At 60.9% G+C, this 15,941-nt stretch carries 17 protein-coding genes and 1 pseudogene; 9 read left to right on the plus strand and 9 right to left on the minus strand.

Annotated features, from left to right (window positions below; genetic code table 11):
* From ACZ3J7_RS39665 to ACZ3J7_RS39680, 4 genes are all read left to right on the plus strand, one after another.
* Positions 1-221, plus strand: a 221-nt coding sequence (locus ACZ3J7_RS39665) for a hypothetical protein (RefSeq protein ID WP_350835235.1), incomplete at its 5' end; no start/stop codon positions are given.
* Between the two features lie 723 nt (positions 222-944).
* Positions 945-2,003 (plus strand): IS30 family transposase, encoded by a 1,059-nt coding sequence (locus ACZ3J7_RS39670; protein WP_209923624.1) that lies wholly within the window; start codon positions 945-947, stop codon positions 2,001-2,003.
* A gap of 142 nt (positions 2,004-2,145) precedes the next feature.
* Positions 2,146-2,493 carry a DUF3024 domain-containing protein gene (locus ACZ3J7_RS39675; RefSeq protein ID WP_073513844.1) on the plus strand — a complete coding sequence of 116 codons (348 nt, stop codon included), beginning with the start codon at positions 2,146-2,148 and terminating at the stop codon, positions 2,491-2,493.
* Between the two features lie 105 nt (positions 2,494-2,598).
* Positions 2,599-2,784, plus strand: a complete 186-nt coding sequence (locus ACZ3J7_RS39680; RefSeq protein WP_352101953.1) for a hypothetical protein — start codon at positions 2,599-2,601, stop codon at positions 2,782-2,784.
* Between the two features lie 65 nt (positions 2,785-2,849).
* Here ACZ3J7_RS39680 and ACZ3J7_RS39685 read toward each other — a convergent pair whose 3' ends face one another.
* From ACZ3J7_RS39685 to ACZ3J7_RS39695, 3 genes are read right to left on the minus strand one after another with little or no spacing between them, the layout of a single operon-like run.
* Positions 2,850-3,143, minus strand: a complete 294-nt coding sequence (locus ACZ3J7_RS39685; RefSeq protein ID WP_081377674.1) for a BldC family transcriptional regulator — start codon at positions 3,141-3,143, stop codon at positions 2,850-2,852.
* The gene (locus tag ACZ3J7_RS39690) at positions 3,134-3,481 is read right to left on the minus strand and encodes a hypothetical protein (protein ID WP_187781738.1); all 348 of its coding nucleotides are present in this window, start codon (positions 3,479-3,481) and stop codon (positions 3,134-3,136) included. The genes ACZ3J7_RS39685 and ACZ3J7_RS39690 overlap by 10 nt, the downstream gene beginning before the upstream one ends.
* Entirely contained in the window at positions 3,481-4,623 is a 1,143-nt protein-coding gene (locus ACZ3J7_RS39695; protein ID WP_149357449.1) for an alkane 1-monooxygenase, read from the minus strand. The genes ACZ3J7_RS39690 and ACZ3J7_RS39695 overlap by 1 nt, the downstream gene beginning before the upstream one ends.
* Before the next feature lie 505 nt (positions 4,624-5,128).
* Here ACZ3J7_RS39695 and ACZ3J7_RS39700 point away from each other — a divergent pair.
* Positions 5,129-5,662 carry a sigma factor gene (locus ACZ3J7_RS39700; RefSeq protein WP_073513845.1) on the plus strand — a complete coding sequence of 178 codons (534 nt, stop codon included), beginning with the start codon at positions 5,129-5,131 and terminating at the stop codon, positions 5,660-5,662.
* 1,062 nt (positions 5,663-6,724) lie between these two features.
* Here the strand turns inward: ACZ3J7_RS39700 and ACZ3J7_RS39705 are convergent.
* From ACZ3J7_RS39705 to ACZ3J7_RS39715, 3 genes are all read right to left on the minus strand, one after another.
* Positions 6,725-7,657, minus strand: coding sequence for a DoxX family protein (locus ACZ3J7_RS39705; RefSeq protein WP_003944048.1), 933 nt, complete (start codon positions 7,655-7,657; stop codon positions 6,725-6,727).
* A 248-nt stretch (positions 7,658-7,905) separates the two neighbouring features.
* A complete protein-coding gene (locus tag ACZ3J7_RS39710) occupies positions 7,906-8,061 on the minus strand; it encodes a DUF6131 family protein (RefSeq protein ID WP_087503832.1) in 156 nt (51 codons plus the stop codon).
* Between the two features lie 819 nt (positions 8,062-8,880).
* Entirely contained in the window at positions 8,881-9,078 is a 198-nt protein-coding gene (locus ACZ3J7_RS39715) for a hypothetical protein (RefSeq protein ID WP_125053481.1), read from the minus strand.
* A 198-nt stretch (positions 9,079-9,276) separates the two neighbouring features.
* Here ACZ3J7_RS39715 and ACZ3J7_RS39720 point away from each other — a divergent pair, with 198 nt between their 5' ends.
* The 4 genes and pseudogenes from ACZ3J7_RS39720 to ACZ3J7_RS39735 all read left to right on the plus strand — a co-directional run.
* Positions 9,277-9,639, plus strand: a complete 363-nt coding sequence (locus tag ACZ3J7_RS39720; protein WP_350835195.1) for a helix-turn-helix domain-containing protein — start codon at positions 9,277-9,279, stop codon at positions 9,637-9,639.
* Positions 9,624-10,139, plus strand: coding sequence for an IclR family transcriptional regulator (locus tag ACZ3J7_RS39725; protein WP_350835193.1), 516 nt, complete (start codon positions 9,624-9,626; stop codon positions 10,137-10,139). Before ACZ3J7_RS39720 ends, ACZ3J7_RS39725 begins: the two co-directional genes overlap by 16 nt.
* Before the next feature lie 810 nt (positions 10,140-10,949).
* On the plus strand, positions 10,950-11,351 hold the full coding sequence (locus ACZ3J7_RS39730; RefSeq protein ID WP_064113782.1) for a helix-turn-helix domain-containing protein: 402 nt from the start codon (positions 10,950-10,952) through the stop codon (positions 11,349-11,351).
* A gap of 756 nt (positions 11,352-12,107) precedes the next feature.
* A pseudogene (locus ACZ3J7_RS39735) lies at positions 12,108-12,308 on the plus strand (helix-turn-helix domain-containing protein); the annotation flags it as partial.
* Here ACZ3J7_RS39735 and ACZ3J7_RS39740 read toward each other — a convergent pair.
* The 3 genes from ACZ3J7_RS39740 to istA form a co-directional block, all read right to left on the minus strand.
* A complete protein-coding gene (locus tag ACZ3J7_RS39740; protein ID WP_397957361.1) occupies positions 12,302-12,595 on the minus strand; it encodes a hypothetical protein in 294 nt (97 codons plus the stop codon). The pseudogene ACZ3J7_RS39735 and the gene ACZ3J7_RS39740 overlap by 7 nt on opposite strands.
* A gap of 165 nt (positions 12,596-12,760) precedes the next feature.
* Positions 12,761-14,449, minus strand: coding sequence for an acetoacetate--CoA ligase (locus ACZ3J7_RS39745; protein ID WP_064113783.1), 1,689 nt, complete (start codon positions 14,447-14,449; stop codon positions 12,761-12,763).
* Entirely contained in the window at positions 14,446-15,693 is a 1,248-nt protein-coding gene (gene istA / locus ACZ3J7_RS39750; RefSeq protein ID WP_209923626.1) for an IS21 family transposase, read from the minus strand. Before istA ends, ACZ3J7_RS39745 begins: the two co-directional genes overlap by 4 nt.
* Positions 15,694-15,941 lie beyond the last annotated feature (248 nt).

Raw genomic sequence — 15,941 nt, forward strand, 5'->3', positions numbered from 1 at the left:
ATGGATGGCGTAGGAACCTCCATCGTCGGGAGACCTCGACGTCTACCTGCGGACCGACGCGCCCGGCCGACCTACACCCTCATCTGGGAAGAGCCTCTTTCGACACCGCATCGCTGAGCACCGACTCGCTCGAGGAACTGAATCTCGGCAAGATCAGCGAACTGCTCAAGCTCGGCATCACCGCCGTCTCTTTCATCACCGCACTGAACTCGCTCAGCTGAGCGAACATTCGGGCTGACGCCGAACCGAAAACCTGTCGAGGTATGAGTTCGCCACGAGATGCTCCCTGCGCGTTGGGACCGAACTCCACGGCCCTACGTGTAGGGAGCAGTTCAGTTTTTGAGTAGATAGATCTCAGGGGAGCGGAAGCGGTCATTCCTGATCCCGGTCCATCGGCGCCGGCAATAGGAATACGTAATATCCACGGTGAGAAGAAATTCAGCTTTCCGGTACGCATCACTGTCTAGGCTGAGACGTGTGATTGTGGGCGAACAAGTCTCGCGGCGAACACCTTCCGGCCGGACTGAATCTCGGGGTCAACAAATGGACGTGCATCTTCTTGAGGATGTGGCGGCGCGTAGCCTCGATTCGGGTGCAGACCCTCAGCGGTGGCCCGATCCGTCACCACGGTGTTAAGAGAATGCGGCCTGCACCGCAGTAAATTGTTTTCCGGGCTCAGTCCCTCGTACTGTTCTAGTATCGTCGACCAGCGCCCCGCCGCACGGTTCCAGGCCCTCAATTCAGGTGTCGATAGTGAGTCGCCAGACTTTGTATGCACGGTAGATGGATGCCGCGATCAAGCCCCCCCTTTCCGCTTGGACGTCTCTTCGCGAAGGCAACGAGCGGTTTGTCAACCACGCGTCCATGCCCTCGACAACGGAACTTGCTCTCAATACGTCAACGCATCACTGCTGGTGACATGATGCGTGATCGTGGAGGCATGGATGGGCAACAAGGCGCTCGGGTTCACTGTGGATCAAGAGAACACGATCTGGGAGATGTGGCGTCGCGGTGATTCGCTGAGTGCGACCGGGCGGGTCCTCGGGGAGAGTGTCCCTCAGATCGGCCGGTTCCTGCGTAAATCCGGCGGTATCCGGCCGCTCCCACGTCGTCGGCGAGCATCTCATCTCACGGCCGGGGAGCGTGAAGAGATTTCCCGTGGGATCGCCGCCGGTGACAGCGCTCGGACGATCGCCGACAAACTCGGAAGATCCCCGTCCACGATCGCACGGGAGATCGCCCGCAACGGCGGCCGCGAACACTATCGGGCGACCCCGGCGGATGCCGCAGCGTATGTCCGCGCGCGCCGCCCTCAAATCTCGACCCTCTCTACCAGGCATTTTCTGCAGGAGGTTGTCACAGGGAAGCTGAGTGAGCAGTGGTCACCGCAGCAGATCTCCGCCTGGCTCCGGCGCGAGTACCCGTCCGATCCGCAGATGTGGGTTTCGCACGAGACGATTTACCGTTGCCTGTATATACCGTCGCGACAAGTATTCGACGACACAAAATTTCACGAACTGCGTACCGATCGGCGGATCCGCCGGCCTCGTGGGAAGAAACGCTCCCACGGGCGCGGGCAGATACGGAACAGGGTCCCCATCGATCACCGCAGCTCTGCGGCCGGTGATCGTAGCGAGCCCGGACACCTCGAAGGCGATCTCGTGTTCGGCACCCGCCCGTCAGCGGTCGCGACGCTGGTGGATCGGCAATCACGCGCCGTGCATGTGGTCGCACTGCCGGACGGGTACCGGGCCGAGACGGTTGCGGACGCCTTGATTGCCTATCTGGGCCGGTTGCCTGCGCATCTGCGTCGGTCGTTGACGTGGGATCGGGGACTGGAAATGGCCGCGCACGAGCGCATCACCGCAGCACTCGACCTGCCCGTCTACTTTTGCGCCCCGCATCATCCGTGGCAACGAGGGACGAACGAAAATACGAACGGGCTCCTGCGCCAGTACCGCGCAAGAACGCTGACCTGCGCACTTTCAGCCAGGAGGGCCTGAATTCGATCGCGGCGAGACTCAACGATCGGCCTCGTCGGGTGCTCGACTGGGACAGTCCACGCCAACGAGAAGACCAGGTGCTCGGTTCCTCCGCAGTTGGATAGCAAAGCTGGCCATAACGGCGGTTGGCATGATGATGGTCATGGCTGCTACCGGACTTCCCGAACTCGATGTCGCCCGGATCGTGAAGTACTGCGCCAGTAGAGTTCCCGATCGTCTGCGTCATGAGATTCGGGTCGAATGCGACATCGCGCCGCGCCATGTCACGATCTGCGAATGCCGGTCGCCGTGGCGTGAGGACTTCGGACCGGAGTGGACGCGATTCCCGATCGCCCGCCTGTCTTACACGAAGAAAACCGGGCTGTGGACTTTGTATTGGCGGGACCGGAACCTCAAATTTCACCGTTACCAGTTCTTGGCGCCGAGCCCTCACGTTCAGGATTTGCTCGATCACATCGAAAACGGTGGCGATCCGATCTTCTGGGGCTGATCCGTTATCGTCGGTGATGCGTTGACCTATTGAGACCAAGAACTGTTCCGGACAGCTTCGTCCGCAGTGCGGTCGAGCGTGGTTCTGATAGGCAGCAACGAGGGCTTGTCCACCGTCGACGAACTCGAAGGCCGTCACGTCGTGGAGACCGGCGCGCTGATCATGCAGAGGTCGCGGATCATCGCCGACAAGATGGACAAGAGTGCGTGCGCGATCGTCGGTGTCACGTACACGTTGTCCGACGGTCACATGCGAGTTCAGGGCACAGTCGGCGACATCGGGAGCATCTGATCCGCGAACGAAAGTAACGTGCATCGGTATCGTCAGGGTTGGGTTACAGCATTTCGGGCTTGAATTCAGGATGCCGTCGGATCCGTTTTTGGCCCTGGAGTGTGAAGCGAGTGCAAGAGCATACGGATCTCGGTGCGGTGGTAGCGGCGGTGACCGCCGATGGTCGAGGTAAACCCGATTTTTCCTTCGTCAGCCCAGCGAGCGACTGTTTTCGGAGTTACACGAAAAAGTTCGGACACTTGTTTTGGAGTGAGTAAGTCTTCGGAGCCGATATCAAAGACAGCGGGAGGAGGTGGCGGTCCATTGCCACCGCTGCTTTCGTGCTGAGCGGAGGCTGGAGTCGACCCGTTCAGGCCCATGATTGTCCTTTCGAGGAGTCGACGGTGCGTGATTCTTTCTGACTCGGATGCCCGGTATCGGATCGAAGAATTTTTCTGTACGCGGTGAGCAGATATTTTTCGGCAGCGGTGTAGTCGGTGATCGGGGTGCCGTCTGAGTCTGTGGTATCGACGATGAGTTCGAGGTAGCGGCGGCGGTATAGATAGGCATCGGGTTGCTGCAGCAAGAATTGCGCGGCGGCGATGACTTCTGGACTCGACGCTGCACGTGCGAATCTGGCGTGAGACTGCAGGTGGCGATCTATGTCGTTGTGCGGGTACGGATCTGACTCTGTATTTGTTGGGTCGTGGGCGTTCATCAGGTCGTGCTCCTGGCGTTGATTCGTTCTGTGTCGCCGTCGTAGTAGTCCAACAATCTCTGATCCATCACCCGGCGCCACAGCGGTGGAATCCACGCGATCACGATCATCACTGCGTAGCCGGCCGGAAGTTGCGGCGCTTCGGCCGCGCTACGCAGACTTTGGTACCGCAGCTTCGGGTTGGCGTGGTGATCGCTGTGCCGCTGCAGTTGGTAGAGAAACAGATTGCTCACGACGTGATCGCTGTTCCAACTGTCAGCGGGGCTGGCGCGAACGTACGAGCCGTCGGCACGCTTGCCACGCAGCAGGCCGTAATGCTCGAGGTAGTTCGCGGCTTCGAGGAAGGTGAATCCGGCAACTGCCTGCAGCAGGAGCCAGGGCGCGACCTCCCAACCGAAGATACCGATCAGCGTCGCGAAGAGGACAACACTCATCGCCCAAGCGTTGAGAATATTGTTCTCGAAGCTCCAGGTTCGTTTGCCTTTCCTCTGGAGTCGAGCGCTCTCGATGCGCCATGCCGAACGCAGCCCGCCGAACACACTTCGTGGCAAGAACCTCCAGAAGCTCTCACCGAACCGTGAGCTGGCCGGGTCCTGCGGAGTAGCTACACGCACATGGTGGCCGAAATTGTGTTCCACGTAGAAGTGCCCGTAGAGAGATTGCGCAAGCGCCACTTTCGCGAGCCACTGTTCGATCTTCTCGCTCTTGTGGCCGAGCTCGTGGGCCGCGTTGATACCGACGCCGGCGACGACGCCCACCGTGAACGACATCGCGATCTTCTCCGCGATTCCCATCGGAGCGTTGATCCAGCACCAGCAGGCGAAGACCAGACCGGCGTATTGCAAGGGGAGGAACGCGTAAGTGCACCAGCGGTAGTAGCGGTCCTTCTGCAGTCGTGGGATCGCATCGTCCGGCGGACTTTCGCCGTCTTCACCGGCCAGCATGTCGATGATCGGGATGACGATGACCAGTAGCCACGCGCCGGTCGCCCAGAACAATCCGAGACGAAGGTTGTCGACGAGAAACCAGGAGATGAACGGGCTGAGTGGAATCAGCAATCCGAGCGGCCACAGGTACCTCTTACGATCACGCCACACCGAAGGGCCTTCGATGCTCGCGGGTGTGGAAGCCGCGGGAGTCATGGTGACATCTGGTGAATAGGGGGCATTTTCCTAAGGATTCAGTCTTAGAGGACGTTTACGATATGTGTATCTCATTCCAGAGCCGAGGGTTACACGTGGAATCGAAGTAAGAGGTGATCGCACGTCGGGGGCTGAGGCGCGGCCCTACGATCTCGGCCTCCTCGGATATCCACGAATCGCCGGTGGCTAATCCGTCTTTTTCGCACGATCGATGAATGATCTTGGTGAAGAACAAGACTCGTGTTCATTCCGGGATGCCTTTGCCAACCTGCTTGGGCATGTTGCGACTTTGGGTGTGCCCATGATTCGGAGCGAGCGCTCCATCAACCTCGGATGCGGGTGATGGAGACCACAGCAATACGGCAGGGGCTAGCTACACGACTTCCGGCTGCTGTGTACTAACTGACATTCATTCGAGACGTTCGAGCCCCACTTTCCGAGGTTCCTGCTGAGTGCAGATGACTATGCTCGCTCTGTAAGTTCACGTGAGAGTGGGGCGACCGTGATGGTAAAGGCTGATCCAGACGACCACCTTGTTGCTGTGCTGTGTTCTGTTTCCTCCGGGAGTCGTGCAGCTTTCGCCGAATTCTACGACCGGACTTCCCCTTGGGCCTGCGACCTGCTCATGCAGATGTTCGGTGATCAGCGAGTTAGCGACGAACTGGCACGGTCGGTGTATCGCGAGGTATGGGCATGCGCGCCCGAGTACAAGACGGAAAACGGGAGCCCTACGGCGTGGGTAATCATGATTGCTCACCGGCGAGCGATAGAAAAGATTCGCTCCCGCCCTCGGCGCGAGGCTTTATGGTCCTCTCAGGAGGCCTCCGGATCGGCCGAGGAAGCCCACGCATGCAAAGACGGCTTCAGTTGGTCAACAGGGGATTGCCGCGCAAGAAGATACCTCTACCAGGGATATTACTGCGGTTGGACACAGCGGCAGATAGCCCATCGTGACGGGGTGACCGTTACCCTTGTGCGATCGAGCATCAAATCAGCCGTATTGACTGCACGCGCTAGTCAGCAATGCAGTCTGATGTAGCCGGAGTTCTGACGGAGGCATGTTCGGCGTTGGTGCTACGAGCGGAGAGCTTCGCGGGGTGATCGGGCGCAGTAATCGAGGTTTGCACGAATTAGGTGGTCCGACTGTGAAAGGGTTTGCAGGAAGGAGACGGGATGTGCTGGACGAGTACTGACGGCGCTCACGAAGGAGCGCCGGCGACGATCGTCGCCGGCGATCGCACCGCACTGTCGTACAGCGCCCGGGGCTTCGGACTCGAGGACGGAACGTACGTGCCCGATGAAGCGACGATCGGTTGGCGGGCGCAATGCTCGTGCGGATGGAAAGCAGTGGGGCTCATCGAGCGTGTGACCGACGCCGACCTACCTCCACGACCGGACCAGATCCTCGACCTCTCGGGAGGGCCCGCATTCCCGGAAGTAGAAGACATATGCCACGCACAATGGCTTGAGCATGTCCGCCGATCCGCTTCAGCATGCTCCACGAACGCGTTCTCCATGACCACATGACGCACGACTCGGTGAGGTATCGGTCGGGGACCTATGATTCCTGATCTGCAGTCGACTCACGCGTGAGGTCTAGGGCCGCACACCTCGCTGTTGTACAGGGGGGAGTGGTGCGTGCACCACTCCTGAGTGGTCCCGGCGTATTGTGACCCACCGCGGAGATGCGGTGGTCGGATCGAGAGGCATCGACCCGACCACGCCGATGACACCGTCGTCAACACCGATCACCTGTCCTCCGCGTAGGAGGGTGACGTCTTCTCTGGTGATCTTGGTCTTGTCGGCGCGAGCCGTCATCAGCCACTCTCCGTGATCATCCGTCAATTTCGCGAGCCAGGTCCCCATATGACCTGCCTCTACCTTCGTGTTCGTTGGCGGACCCCCCGAGTCGCGCTCTCAAACAAAGCCTCGCGCGAGCGCAGCCAGTGGGTGCCCCCGCTGTGTCATCCGCTCGGAGCACTTATCTCTGGGAGTGCATGTCCATCGTGTTTTCGTCGGCTACGAAATCTAGCCAGAAAACGCTAGCCAACAAACTCGTAGTAACGTCACTGAACGATTGTGACCGTGTTTTTCGGTGCGCTCAGTGCGTCAATTCGTCCTTCTTGGCGCGAGCCTTTTCGAGCGCCTTCTCTGCGCGCTTGCGAGCACGCTTACCCAGCACCTCGGTCTGCTCCGACGCCGTTTCTGCCCACTCGTTGCTCTTCTCGAGGGCGAGTTCGGCGAACTCCGAGCTGCGCTTGCTCGCCAGCTCTGCCAGTTCGGCGCTGCGCTCACGTGCGGTCTCGGCCAGTTCGGAGCCGCGCTTCTGCGCGACTTCGAGGATGTCCGGGCCGCGTTCTTTGGCGACCTCTCCGAATTCCGCGGCTCGCTTGCTCGCGATCTCCGCGAACTCGGAGCTGCGCTCCTTGGCAAGTTCGAGCCAATCCGTGCCGTGTGCCTTCGCGGTTTCGGCAAGTTCGGAACCGCGTTCGGACGCCACCGACAGAGCGTGTTCGACGCGATCGCTCGTGTGATCGGTCTGCGATGCGACCAACGGAAGTGCCGCGGCGATAGACGCCTGAGCCTTCTTCGCGGCGCGGCGGCCGCGCCAGCCGAGCGACGGCTTGCCCTCTGTGTCGACGGACGCGATCATCAGTCCGCCGAGCAGGCTGACGTTCTTGATGAAGTTGGTCCGCTGCATCGCTCGCAGTGACGGATCGGTTTCGTTCCAGAAGTCGTGACCGGCAAGCGTGGTCGGTACCAGGCTCCCCGCGAGGACCAACGACGCGAGGCGCGGCGCCTTGCCGGTGGCCAGCAGGGCACCGCCGCCGATCTGGACGGCGGCGTTGATCTTGACGAGTGTTTCCGGATCAGCAGGCACCTTCTGCGTCACTGCTCCTGGCAGCGTCTCGACGGATTTGTCGATCAGCGGTGACGCTTTGGCTGCTCGCTGAGCGGGGTTGCGCAAAGCATCGATTCCCCCGGCGATGAAGATCGTGGAAAGCAGTGGACGAGCAATTCGACGTACCAGCATGTTTCAAGCCTTCCAGAGTGAATGCGACATTCGGAGATAAACACTCTCCGCGGGGCCTCCCGGCAGGTTGCCCAGCTGCACTGAACTCTGTCGACAGGCACCCTCAAACGTGGAGGTGGGATGTGCCCAGTACCTCTCTTACAGGAGGAGGCGATCCCGGTAGTGGTGCATCATCATGGGTCGAGCAAATTAGGTACCCGCGCGAGCCAGATGTCCCAGGCGAGGGTTAGGCCGAGGTATATAGGGTGTTAATACCAAACTTTTCGACCGCCCACAGCGCGACCCATAGTGCCCAGAAGTGTCAGGATTGCGCCGACCACCACCAAGATGATGCCGACTGTCGTCAAAATACTGATTGCGGTGAAGTAACCGATCAGGGCCAGAATGATGCCGAGGACAATCACAGTGATTCCTATTCTCTCGCTAGGTTCTCGCTCTGCGCACCGGCCAGCCACCAGATCCGGCGGTGCGAGAAGTTCAATAGATCACAGAATCTATACCATCAGACATAGATTATAGGCAAAATTGAAACCAGATGTAGTGAGGTGGCGTTAAGCGCCGACCTGGCCCGGCCAGGAGGCCGGTCGGTGCCTGGCGAACATTGAGGAAGGACGTAGTCAAGGGCCCACCGACACTGAGCACGAGCAGAGTCTCGGTGGGCGGGCACGCGCCCGCCGTGTCGGCGACGAGCGCGAAGTTCGGGCGGTCCACCGACATCAGGTGTGAACATCGGTCGGTGGACCGTGCGTGTCAGAACCGGCGACAACTCCGACACGCAGATCGAAGACCCGCCGGGACGGAGTGGGGGACTCAACCGGCGGGTCAACATCCTCCATGCCCTGGTGCCTTGTTCTCCAAACATGAACAGCCCGCCGTATTTGTCGAGCAGGCACAACGAGGCCCAGCAGAAACCGATCAAGGCGACGGGCAGCACTCCCTGATGCTGGCCTTGTCGTCCAGAGTCGCCTGCTGCACCAGATGAGCGTCATTCTGCCGTGCGTCAGTACAAGTACATTGCCGCGTTCCTGACAAGTAACGGAGAAGGGTAGTGTTCGGCCCTCGTTCCAGGCTGGCGCGGGTGGGTGGGGGGCCGAGAATGTTCATCTCGATCACGCCGGCGGTGCGAAGCCTCACGCCCGTAACTCGATGCCATTCTGCAGCGGTTGCGACGCGGATAGACGTTGGTGATCACTCCCCGCGAAGTGGCGAGATCGTGGTATCGGTCAACGGCTGATGTCGATACCGACCGGCTGTTCGATAACGCCCCTGCATCCGCTGCGGCAATCAACGAAACTTTCCCGGCGGTCGGTCAGTTCAGGTGGTGAACCGGCGTAGAACTCGAGCACGGTAATAAACAGTGGACATCTACATTGAAGGCAGTCGCGTCCGAGTTCGGTGCCGACGACGGGCACAGTGCTCACGAAATCGACCATAGGCCAATTCTTCGAACGCGCATTCCTACTGGCAGGCAACGCATCCCGCGCACCGATGACACCGGTAAGTCTGTGACGCGATGTATGTGTCTGCTGCGCTTACCGTCGCATTCTGCAAGCGAGCCACCGACTGGGTGGGGAACACAGGAGATAGAATGAATTCTAGTAAATTTCGGAAGGGGCTTCATGGGCATCGCTGACCAGAATGGCACAACGCCGGGCGTCTCGACAGAGATGAAGTCGGGCAAGGACCTGCCACCCTCGATGATCGAGCGACTGACGTTGATTCTCGACGCCTTCGGCGGCCGAGGAGCTCGGATCACGCTCGAACAGGTTGCATGCCGTACTCGATTACCTCGCTCCACTGTCCACCGCATTCTCGATCAGCTCACCACCTTCGGATGGGTCGAGCACGCCTCCTTCGGATACTGCCTCGGTCGCCGCGCTCTCCGGGGGACGGCGACGGCGAGAGGCGCAGCTCGCTTCGTGAAGCGGCCGCACCGTTTCTGCACGAATTGCACCAGCAGACCGGTATGGTCGTGCATCTGACCGTCCTCGACGGCCCCGACGTCGTCGATCTCGACAAAGTCGGCGGACGTTTCGCCGCTGCAATCCCGTCGCGTGTCGGGGGTCACGCCCCCGCCCACTGCACCGCCGGCGGAAAAGCGATCCTGGCGTGGATCGCCCCCGAACGCGTCGACGCTCTTTTCGGCTCAGTCCTTTCTCGCAGTACGGAAAACACCATCACAGACATCAATGTTTTGCACCAGGAACTGAGTCGCATCCGCCGGCGCCGCGGTGTGGCCTTCGAGCGAGGAGAGTCAGCTCATGGTGTGGCCTGCATCGCTGCTGCGGTTCGCGGATACGAAGAACCCGTCGGCAGCATCGCCCTGTGCGGCAACAACAAATCCGTTCAGCTAGAACGCCTCGCCCCTTGGTCGTCCACGCGGTCCGTGAAATTTCTCGATCGTTGTACCCCGAATCGGACCATTCCCGTAGACCACGAAAGGCGCCTTCCGTTCCTGCGGCCACATTCTCCGCGGAGATGATGGATCGCCTCCTGGCGGCATCACCGGAAGACTGGATCTAACGTATCTCGACCGATCGAGTCCGCGGTGTCAGTACTGGACGGTATTCCCGAGAACTCGCTGACGCATCCTTAACTCCTCGACCACGCTGGATGGCGCTTGTTTGCATTCTCCAGGGCTCGCCGTGGATCAGCCATGTCATTTTGAACATGTTGGGCTGCAAGCAGATACATTTTTCGTTGAATGTGTCATTGTGCGAGAATGCGGATTCCGTTGGCGTCCTGGGCGAGGATGTGGGCGAAGTGGCGGTTGGATTTGTCGAGTCCGTCGGAGAGGTTCGCGCCACGCAAGAAGGATGCTGCGGCGGCGTCGAGGTGCCGCGCAATGCGCAGGAGCAGGCCGAGGGGCGGGAACGAGGAAGACGTGGGCGTCTGCGGTGATAATGTCGAGGGTCGATAGTAGCGACAGACCGGCCTCAGTTTCGTTGTCGTCGTGGTTGATGTGGGCGACTTTCAATGCTTCGGCCGGGGCTGCCGCTGGAAATTTCTGTGCCGAGCCTGCGACAATGTTTCCGTTTTGTCGGCACGACAGCGAACTATTGGCGGTAATGGTGTTGTGCTGCAATGTGTCCTTATTTTCAACGTTGCTTGACAGGGGCGCACGGGAGTCGGAAGCAGAAAACGGCAGGGTTAACCGCGATAGCGGCGAGGGAACCGCTGCATGCGCGGGAAGGATACGAGCTGCTGAGTCCGAGCGCTCCTCTTACCGGCGGCGACATGTGATCATCGTTCTGAAATCGATACTGTCTAGGTTTTTCGACGTGAGGATCGTATGTTCGCTGATCGGTTGAATATGTTGTTCGAGGATTCGCCGCGATTCGGTCGTCCGGTCACGCAAGCTGTGGTGGCGGACGGTCTCGCCGCGAGTGGCTCTCGCCTCTCCCGCCCTTATCTGTCTCAGTTACGTCGAAGTAGGCGGACGAACCCTTCTCCGGATGTGGTCGCTGTGCTTGCTAATTTCTTCGGCGTCGATGACAAGTATTTTTATCTGCCGGTCGACAGTGAGGGGGCGGAACCGTCGGTTGTCATCGACTGTCTCGAACAGGGGGCGTTGCGGCAACTGTTGGCTGCAGTGGTCGGCCTTTCCGAGTCGTCCACAGGGCTGGTCGTCGACATGGCGGAACGTTTGCGCCGCGCAGAGAAACTTCCAGAGATCACTGCGGGCGCTGATTGACCGAAACGTACTGCTATAGACCGGTTCCCCGACGCTGAAAGGTGAACGGTCTGGAGTGGTAGGGACGAGTATCTGCTCCTGACTGGGGAACTCGTTTTCGAAGACCACTGGGACTGCTCTCCGGGATGCGTTCGACTATGCCGTGCTCGATCGTCGGAGAACGTTCGGCGTGTTTGCGGTGCGATCGCTCACTACCCGACGTAGGGTCGGATTCCGCCAGATTATCGACCCAACCCCGAGAGTATGGCGCCGGGGGACGGGTCACGGCATTTCTCTGCCTACCGCCCCTACTTGAGGTCCCGTGCCCTTTGCCGGCTCTGGGCGTCCGGCTCGCCGGCAAGCTTCACTCCCTTACCGCCCTGCTCGAGTAGCACCTTGAGGCGGCTGAGCAAGTTCGCTCAACATGTGACAGAGGTGAACGAGCCGCCGGTACCGAGGTTCTCGTCAGAACCTCGGTTCCTGCTTGCCTGCCGGGCAGGCAAAAAAACGTCGCGTTGCGAGCGATGGGAGGACCGCGCGGAATGGTGGCAGTGACCGAGAGTGCCGAATACGCCCATCGGATCGACATTCCAGTTGGCGTCCGCCAGTAGGGGGTGGACGTTCGCGCGAGCCTTCACCAACTGAAGTCCGGATGGGGAAGTCGCGGAGTTCGGTGATGAGGGCTTCGAGGCGTAGACCTCAGCGAGGTAGGTGAGAGCGCTACCTAGTGCCGCGCGCCTAAAATTCTTTGACAGTGCGATTTGAGATACTTCAAGCATGCGGATTAAGCCCCTACTCTTGCGAGACGGCGACGATCTCGAGTTGGCCCGACGACTGCGGTCGAGGTCGATCTCCTCCGGTGCGGCGCAGCGAGCGAGGATTGTTTTGCTCGCATCTCAAGGTGAGTCGAATTCGTCGATCGCGGATCTGGTCGGGGTGTCGCGGCCGACGGTGATCTCCTGGCGCGCCCGCTACGACGTAGACGGCTTGGCCGGCCTCGAAGACGATGCGCGTTCGGGGCGGCCGCGTAGCCTCGATCGCCGGGAGATCGTCTCCGCGACCTTGATGCCGCCGCCGAAGAAATACGGTGTCACACACTCGTTCAGTGCGGTTTCCAGGACGGTTTTGGTGAACTGTTTGAGCAGGCCGTCCGGCCCGGTCAGCGACAGGCCCTGCTCCTTGGCCAGGCGCACCAACTCTGCGGCCGCCGCAGCTTCCGCGGAGGGCTCGGCCCTCTTCTTCGTCACATCTTCCAGTGTCGTCATCTCGGCACCTCCTCGCCGAGCATTCACTCAGCGTCTCGGGCCAAAACACCGATTGCGAAACAGTCCCGGCAGCCACCAATACTTTGGAAAACATCGTTCTTCTGAACCTCGGCTCGTTGCTCGGATGGCGTGGCAGGGAGGGAAGCGGTGCATGCGCCCCGGTTGTCAGGGGGTCCTGCTCGCGGCATCGGTGCGGGTGAACCGGGTGAAGTACCGCAGGGCGTCGGGGTCGTCGATCGTGTCGGATCCGATGATGCGATCGACGTCCGCTCCTTGGACGATGCGTTTGATCGGTATCTCGATCTTCTTGCCGGTGCGGGTGTGCGGGATGGCGGGTACTTCGATGATCTCGTCGGGAACATGGCGAGGGGACGCGTGGGTTCGGATCGCGGTGGTGATGCGCTCGCGGAGCTCCTGGTCGAGTGACCTGCCCGGTGCGGGGACGACGAACAGCGGCATCCAGTAGCCGCCGCCGTCGAGTTCGATTCCGACGACGAGTGCCTCGCCGACTTCCGGCAGGTCTTCGACGATGTCGTAGATGTCGGCGCTTCCGAAGCGCACTCCATGACGGTTCAGCGTTGCATCCGATCGACCGGTCACGACGACGCTGCCGCGTTCGGTCACGATTACCCAGTCGCCGTGACGCCAGAGACCGGGATAGGTCTCGAAGTAGGAGGTGCGATACCGGGTCCCGTCCGCGTCATTCCAGAAGAAGACGGGCATCGAGGGCATCGGTTCGGTGACCACCAACTCGCCGACGTCGCCAATGACGGGCCGACCGTTCTCGTCGCGGGCTTCCAGGGCCACACCCAGCATCGGTGCGGACAGCTCGCCCGCCCACACCGCCGTGTTCGGGGCGCTGCCGGCGAACCCGCTCACCACGTCGGTTCCGCCGCTGACGGAGGCCACCTGGATCGTCGATCCGACGTGGCCGCGGACCCAGTCGTACTGTTGCTCGGCCAGGGGTGCGCCCGTGGATCCGAGTATCTTGAGGTGGCTTAGATCGAGGTTTCGGGCGGGTTCGACACCCATTTTGGCGCAGGTGAGCAGGTATCCGGGGCTGACTCCGAGGACGCGGGCTCGGCAGTCCGCGGCGATCGTCCACAGGCGCTGCGGGTTCGGATACGTCGGACTGCCGTCATAGACGACGATGGTCGACCCGAGCAGGAGTCCGGACACGACGAGGTTCCACATCATCCAATTAGTGGTGGTGTACCAGAAGAAGCGGTCTCCCGGCCCGAGGTCGTGGTGCAGGCCGAGCAGCTTGTAATGTTCGAGCAGGACTCCGCCGTGTGAATGCACGATGCCTTTCGGTATTCCGGTGGTCCCGGACGAGTACAGCACCCACAAGGGGTCGTTGAAATCGACTCGCTCGAACTGCACCGGCGCGGGGCGAGCGAGGATGTCGGCCCATGCGTGAGCATCGGCGACAGCGAGGGCGTCGGTCAGGACCGGGACGTGCACGGTGGACCGCACCGTCGGCAGCAGGTCCTGCAGCGCGGCGACGTCGCTGCGCCGGTCGTGGGGACGACCGTGCCAGGTGTTCAGATGCGCAATGGCATCACGCTGCAGACCGCGAGCGTGGTCGAAGTCGAACTCCTCCAACGATTTACGGGCAGGGAAACGAGCGGCGCGGATCCGGGATTCGCCGCCGTGACTTTCTCGCGCGGAGACTTCCCGCTGCAGGCACGCGACCAGAAATTCTTCGTGAGTCCAACTCTCTTCACGTGCTCGTTCGGTCAATCGTCCGGCGGCATCACGCAAGGTCGGTGCTTTGAGGGCGCGGGACAGGAAATTCAACTCGGCGGTCAGATCATGCTGAGGCTGCCGGGTTCCGCTGTTGTTGGTGGTCATAGTGCCTCCGTTCCATCGTAGTCAGGGACGTCGAACATGGCGTCGTAATCGCTCAGCGATCGAATCTGAACCTCCGGTTCAGCCGCCGGGTGAACCACTGTGATGCGGTTATGGCGCAGTGTGACAGCAGCTTTCACGTGATCGGAATCGGAGATCGTCTGATGTTTCGCCCACGCCCGAACATGATCAGCGACGCACCGGCCCGCGCACCACACTCGCACCCGGGCCAGATCGGCGGTGACCTCGATGCGCTGTCCGATCACCGACGGATGCACCGAGTAGTCGTTCGAATCGAGTCGGATGTAGTGATCGCGGGCCAGTCTGGTCGAGTACTGCCATCCGGTCACCGGTGGCACGGGCGGCAACTCGAGCATTCGGGCGCGGTCGGCATCGATGCGATCGGCCGGGGCGCAGCCGAGGGCGCGTTTGCGACGGCTGTTCGCGATCGCTAACCACGCCGACAGTTGCCGGTTGAAATCATTGGGACCGGTGAACGAACGGCCGGGCAGAAACGAGGTCTCCAGATAGTCGTGATTGCGTTCGATGATGCCCTTCGCTTCCGGATCGGCCGGCTTACAGACGAGCACTTTCGCACCGAGAGTGCCGCGAAATCCCTGGCAGTCCTGCGTTAGTTCCACCTTGCGGTGCCGCCATCGGCCGATGGCACCTTCGCCGTCCCAGACAAGTACTCGGGGCACTGCGCCGAGCCCGACGATCAGGTGCCACCAGCCGGCGAACAGGTCTTCGGCGCCGCGGGTGGGAATCAACAAGGCAGAGAACCAGCGCGAATATCCGCAGGTCATCGTCAAGACCGGTAGTTTCGTCGCGGTCCGAACATGGCCGTGATCGATCGGCAGAGTGATCGGAGGGAACCAGAAGTCGCACTGAGCGATCTCGCCGGGAAGATACGTGGTTCGTGAAGCCGGGTCCGGCGGCAGATAGACCGGTCGAAATTCGGCGACCCTTGTGCTCAGGGTTCGGATTGAGCGGTCCCAGCCGATGCGTTCGGCGATCACCGTTGCGGGCATCGTCGGGAACTCGTGGAGCAACTCCCGAATGCGGGGTTCGACGACGTCGACGATCGAACCAGATTTGGCGCGTTGATATTTCGGTGGTCCGTCGGCGGCTAACGCCGAGCGGACGGTGTTGCGGGAAACTCCCATCAGGCGAGCGATTGCCTTGATCGGCAACCTTTCGCTTCGATGCAGACGCCGGATTTCGGCCCAATCTTCCACGGACAGCATCCCTTCGTCCCTCCTGGCTCGACTAGAGCCAGGATCGGCGGTCAGGGGTCAATATTGGGCTCTCCGCATTTGAGCGGGGCGTGTGCTGATTTCATGCTGCTGGTCTCTGCCCTCGGGTGAGGGCGATGTGGACCATGATGCGCCTTCGGTAGACGGTATGAGGGTCGGCCCGTTTCGGGCCGGGGACTCGCTTGCAAGTTGCCGTGGGTTGCCGAGTAGGCGAAGCCTGGATCGGTAGTGCCTACATT

It is taken from the genome of Kitasatospora sp. NPDC015121, from assembly GCF_055562955.1.

Bases quoted from the DNA above. Each gene is read 5' to 3' on its own strand.
- ACZ3J7_RS39720 (WP_350835195.1), top strand. From the start codon at position 9,277: ATGGGCATCGCTGACCAGAATGGCACAACGCCGGGCGTCTCGACAGAG.
- istA (WP_209923626.1), bottom strand. From the start codon at position 15,693: ATGCTGTCCGTGGAAGATTGGGCCGAAATCCGGCGTCTGCATCGAAGC.
- ACZ3J7_RS39705 (WP_003944048.1), bottom strand. From the start codon at position 7,657: ATGCTGGTACGTCGAATTGCTCGTCCACTGCTTTCCACGATCTTCATC.
- ACZ3J7_RS39745 (WP_064113783.1), bottom strand. From the start codon at position 14,449: ATGACCACCAACAACAGCGGAACCCGGCAGCCTCAGCATGATCTGACC.
- ACZ3J7_RS39690 (WP_187781738.1), bottom strand. From the start codon at position 3,481: ATGAACGCCCACGACCCAACAAATACAGAGTCAGATCCGTACCCGCAC.
- ACZ3J7_RS39730 (WP_064113782.1), top strand. From the start codon at position 10,950: ATGTTCGCTGATCGGTTGAATATGTTGTTCGAGGATTCGCCGCGATTC.
- ACZ3J7_RS39670 (WP_209923624.1), top strand. From the start codon at position 945: ATGGGCAACAAGGCGCTCGGGTTCACTGTGGATCAAGAGAACACGATC.
- ACZ3J7_RS39725 (WP_350835193.1), top strand. From the start codon at position 9,624: ATGGTCGTGCATCTGACCGTCCTCGACGGCCCCGACGTCGTCGATCTC.
- ACZ3J7_RS39695 (WP_149357449.1), bottom strand. From the start codon at position 4,623: ATGACTCCCGCGGCTTCCACACCCGCGAGCATCGAAGGCCCTTCGGTG.
- ACZ3J7_RS39700 (WP_073513845.1), top strand. From the start codon at position 5,129: ATGGTAAAGGCTGATCCAGACGACCACCTTGTTGCTGTGCTGTGTTCT.
- ACZ3J7_RS39675 (WP_073513844.1), top strand. From the start codon at position 2,146: ATGGCTGCTACCGGACTTCCCGAACTCGATGTCGCCCGGATCGTGAAG.
- ACZ3J7_RS39685 (WP_081377674.1), bottom strand. From the start codon at position 3,143: ATGGGCCTGAACGGGTCGACTCCAGCCTCCGCTCAGCACGAAAGCAGC.
- ACZ3J7_RS39740 (WP_397957361.1), bottom strand. From the start codon at position 12,595: ATGACGACACTGGAAGATGTGACGAAGAAGAGGGCCGAGCCCTCCGCG.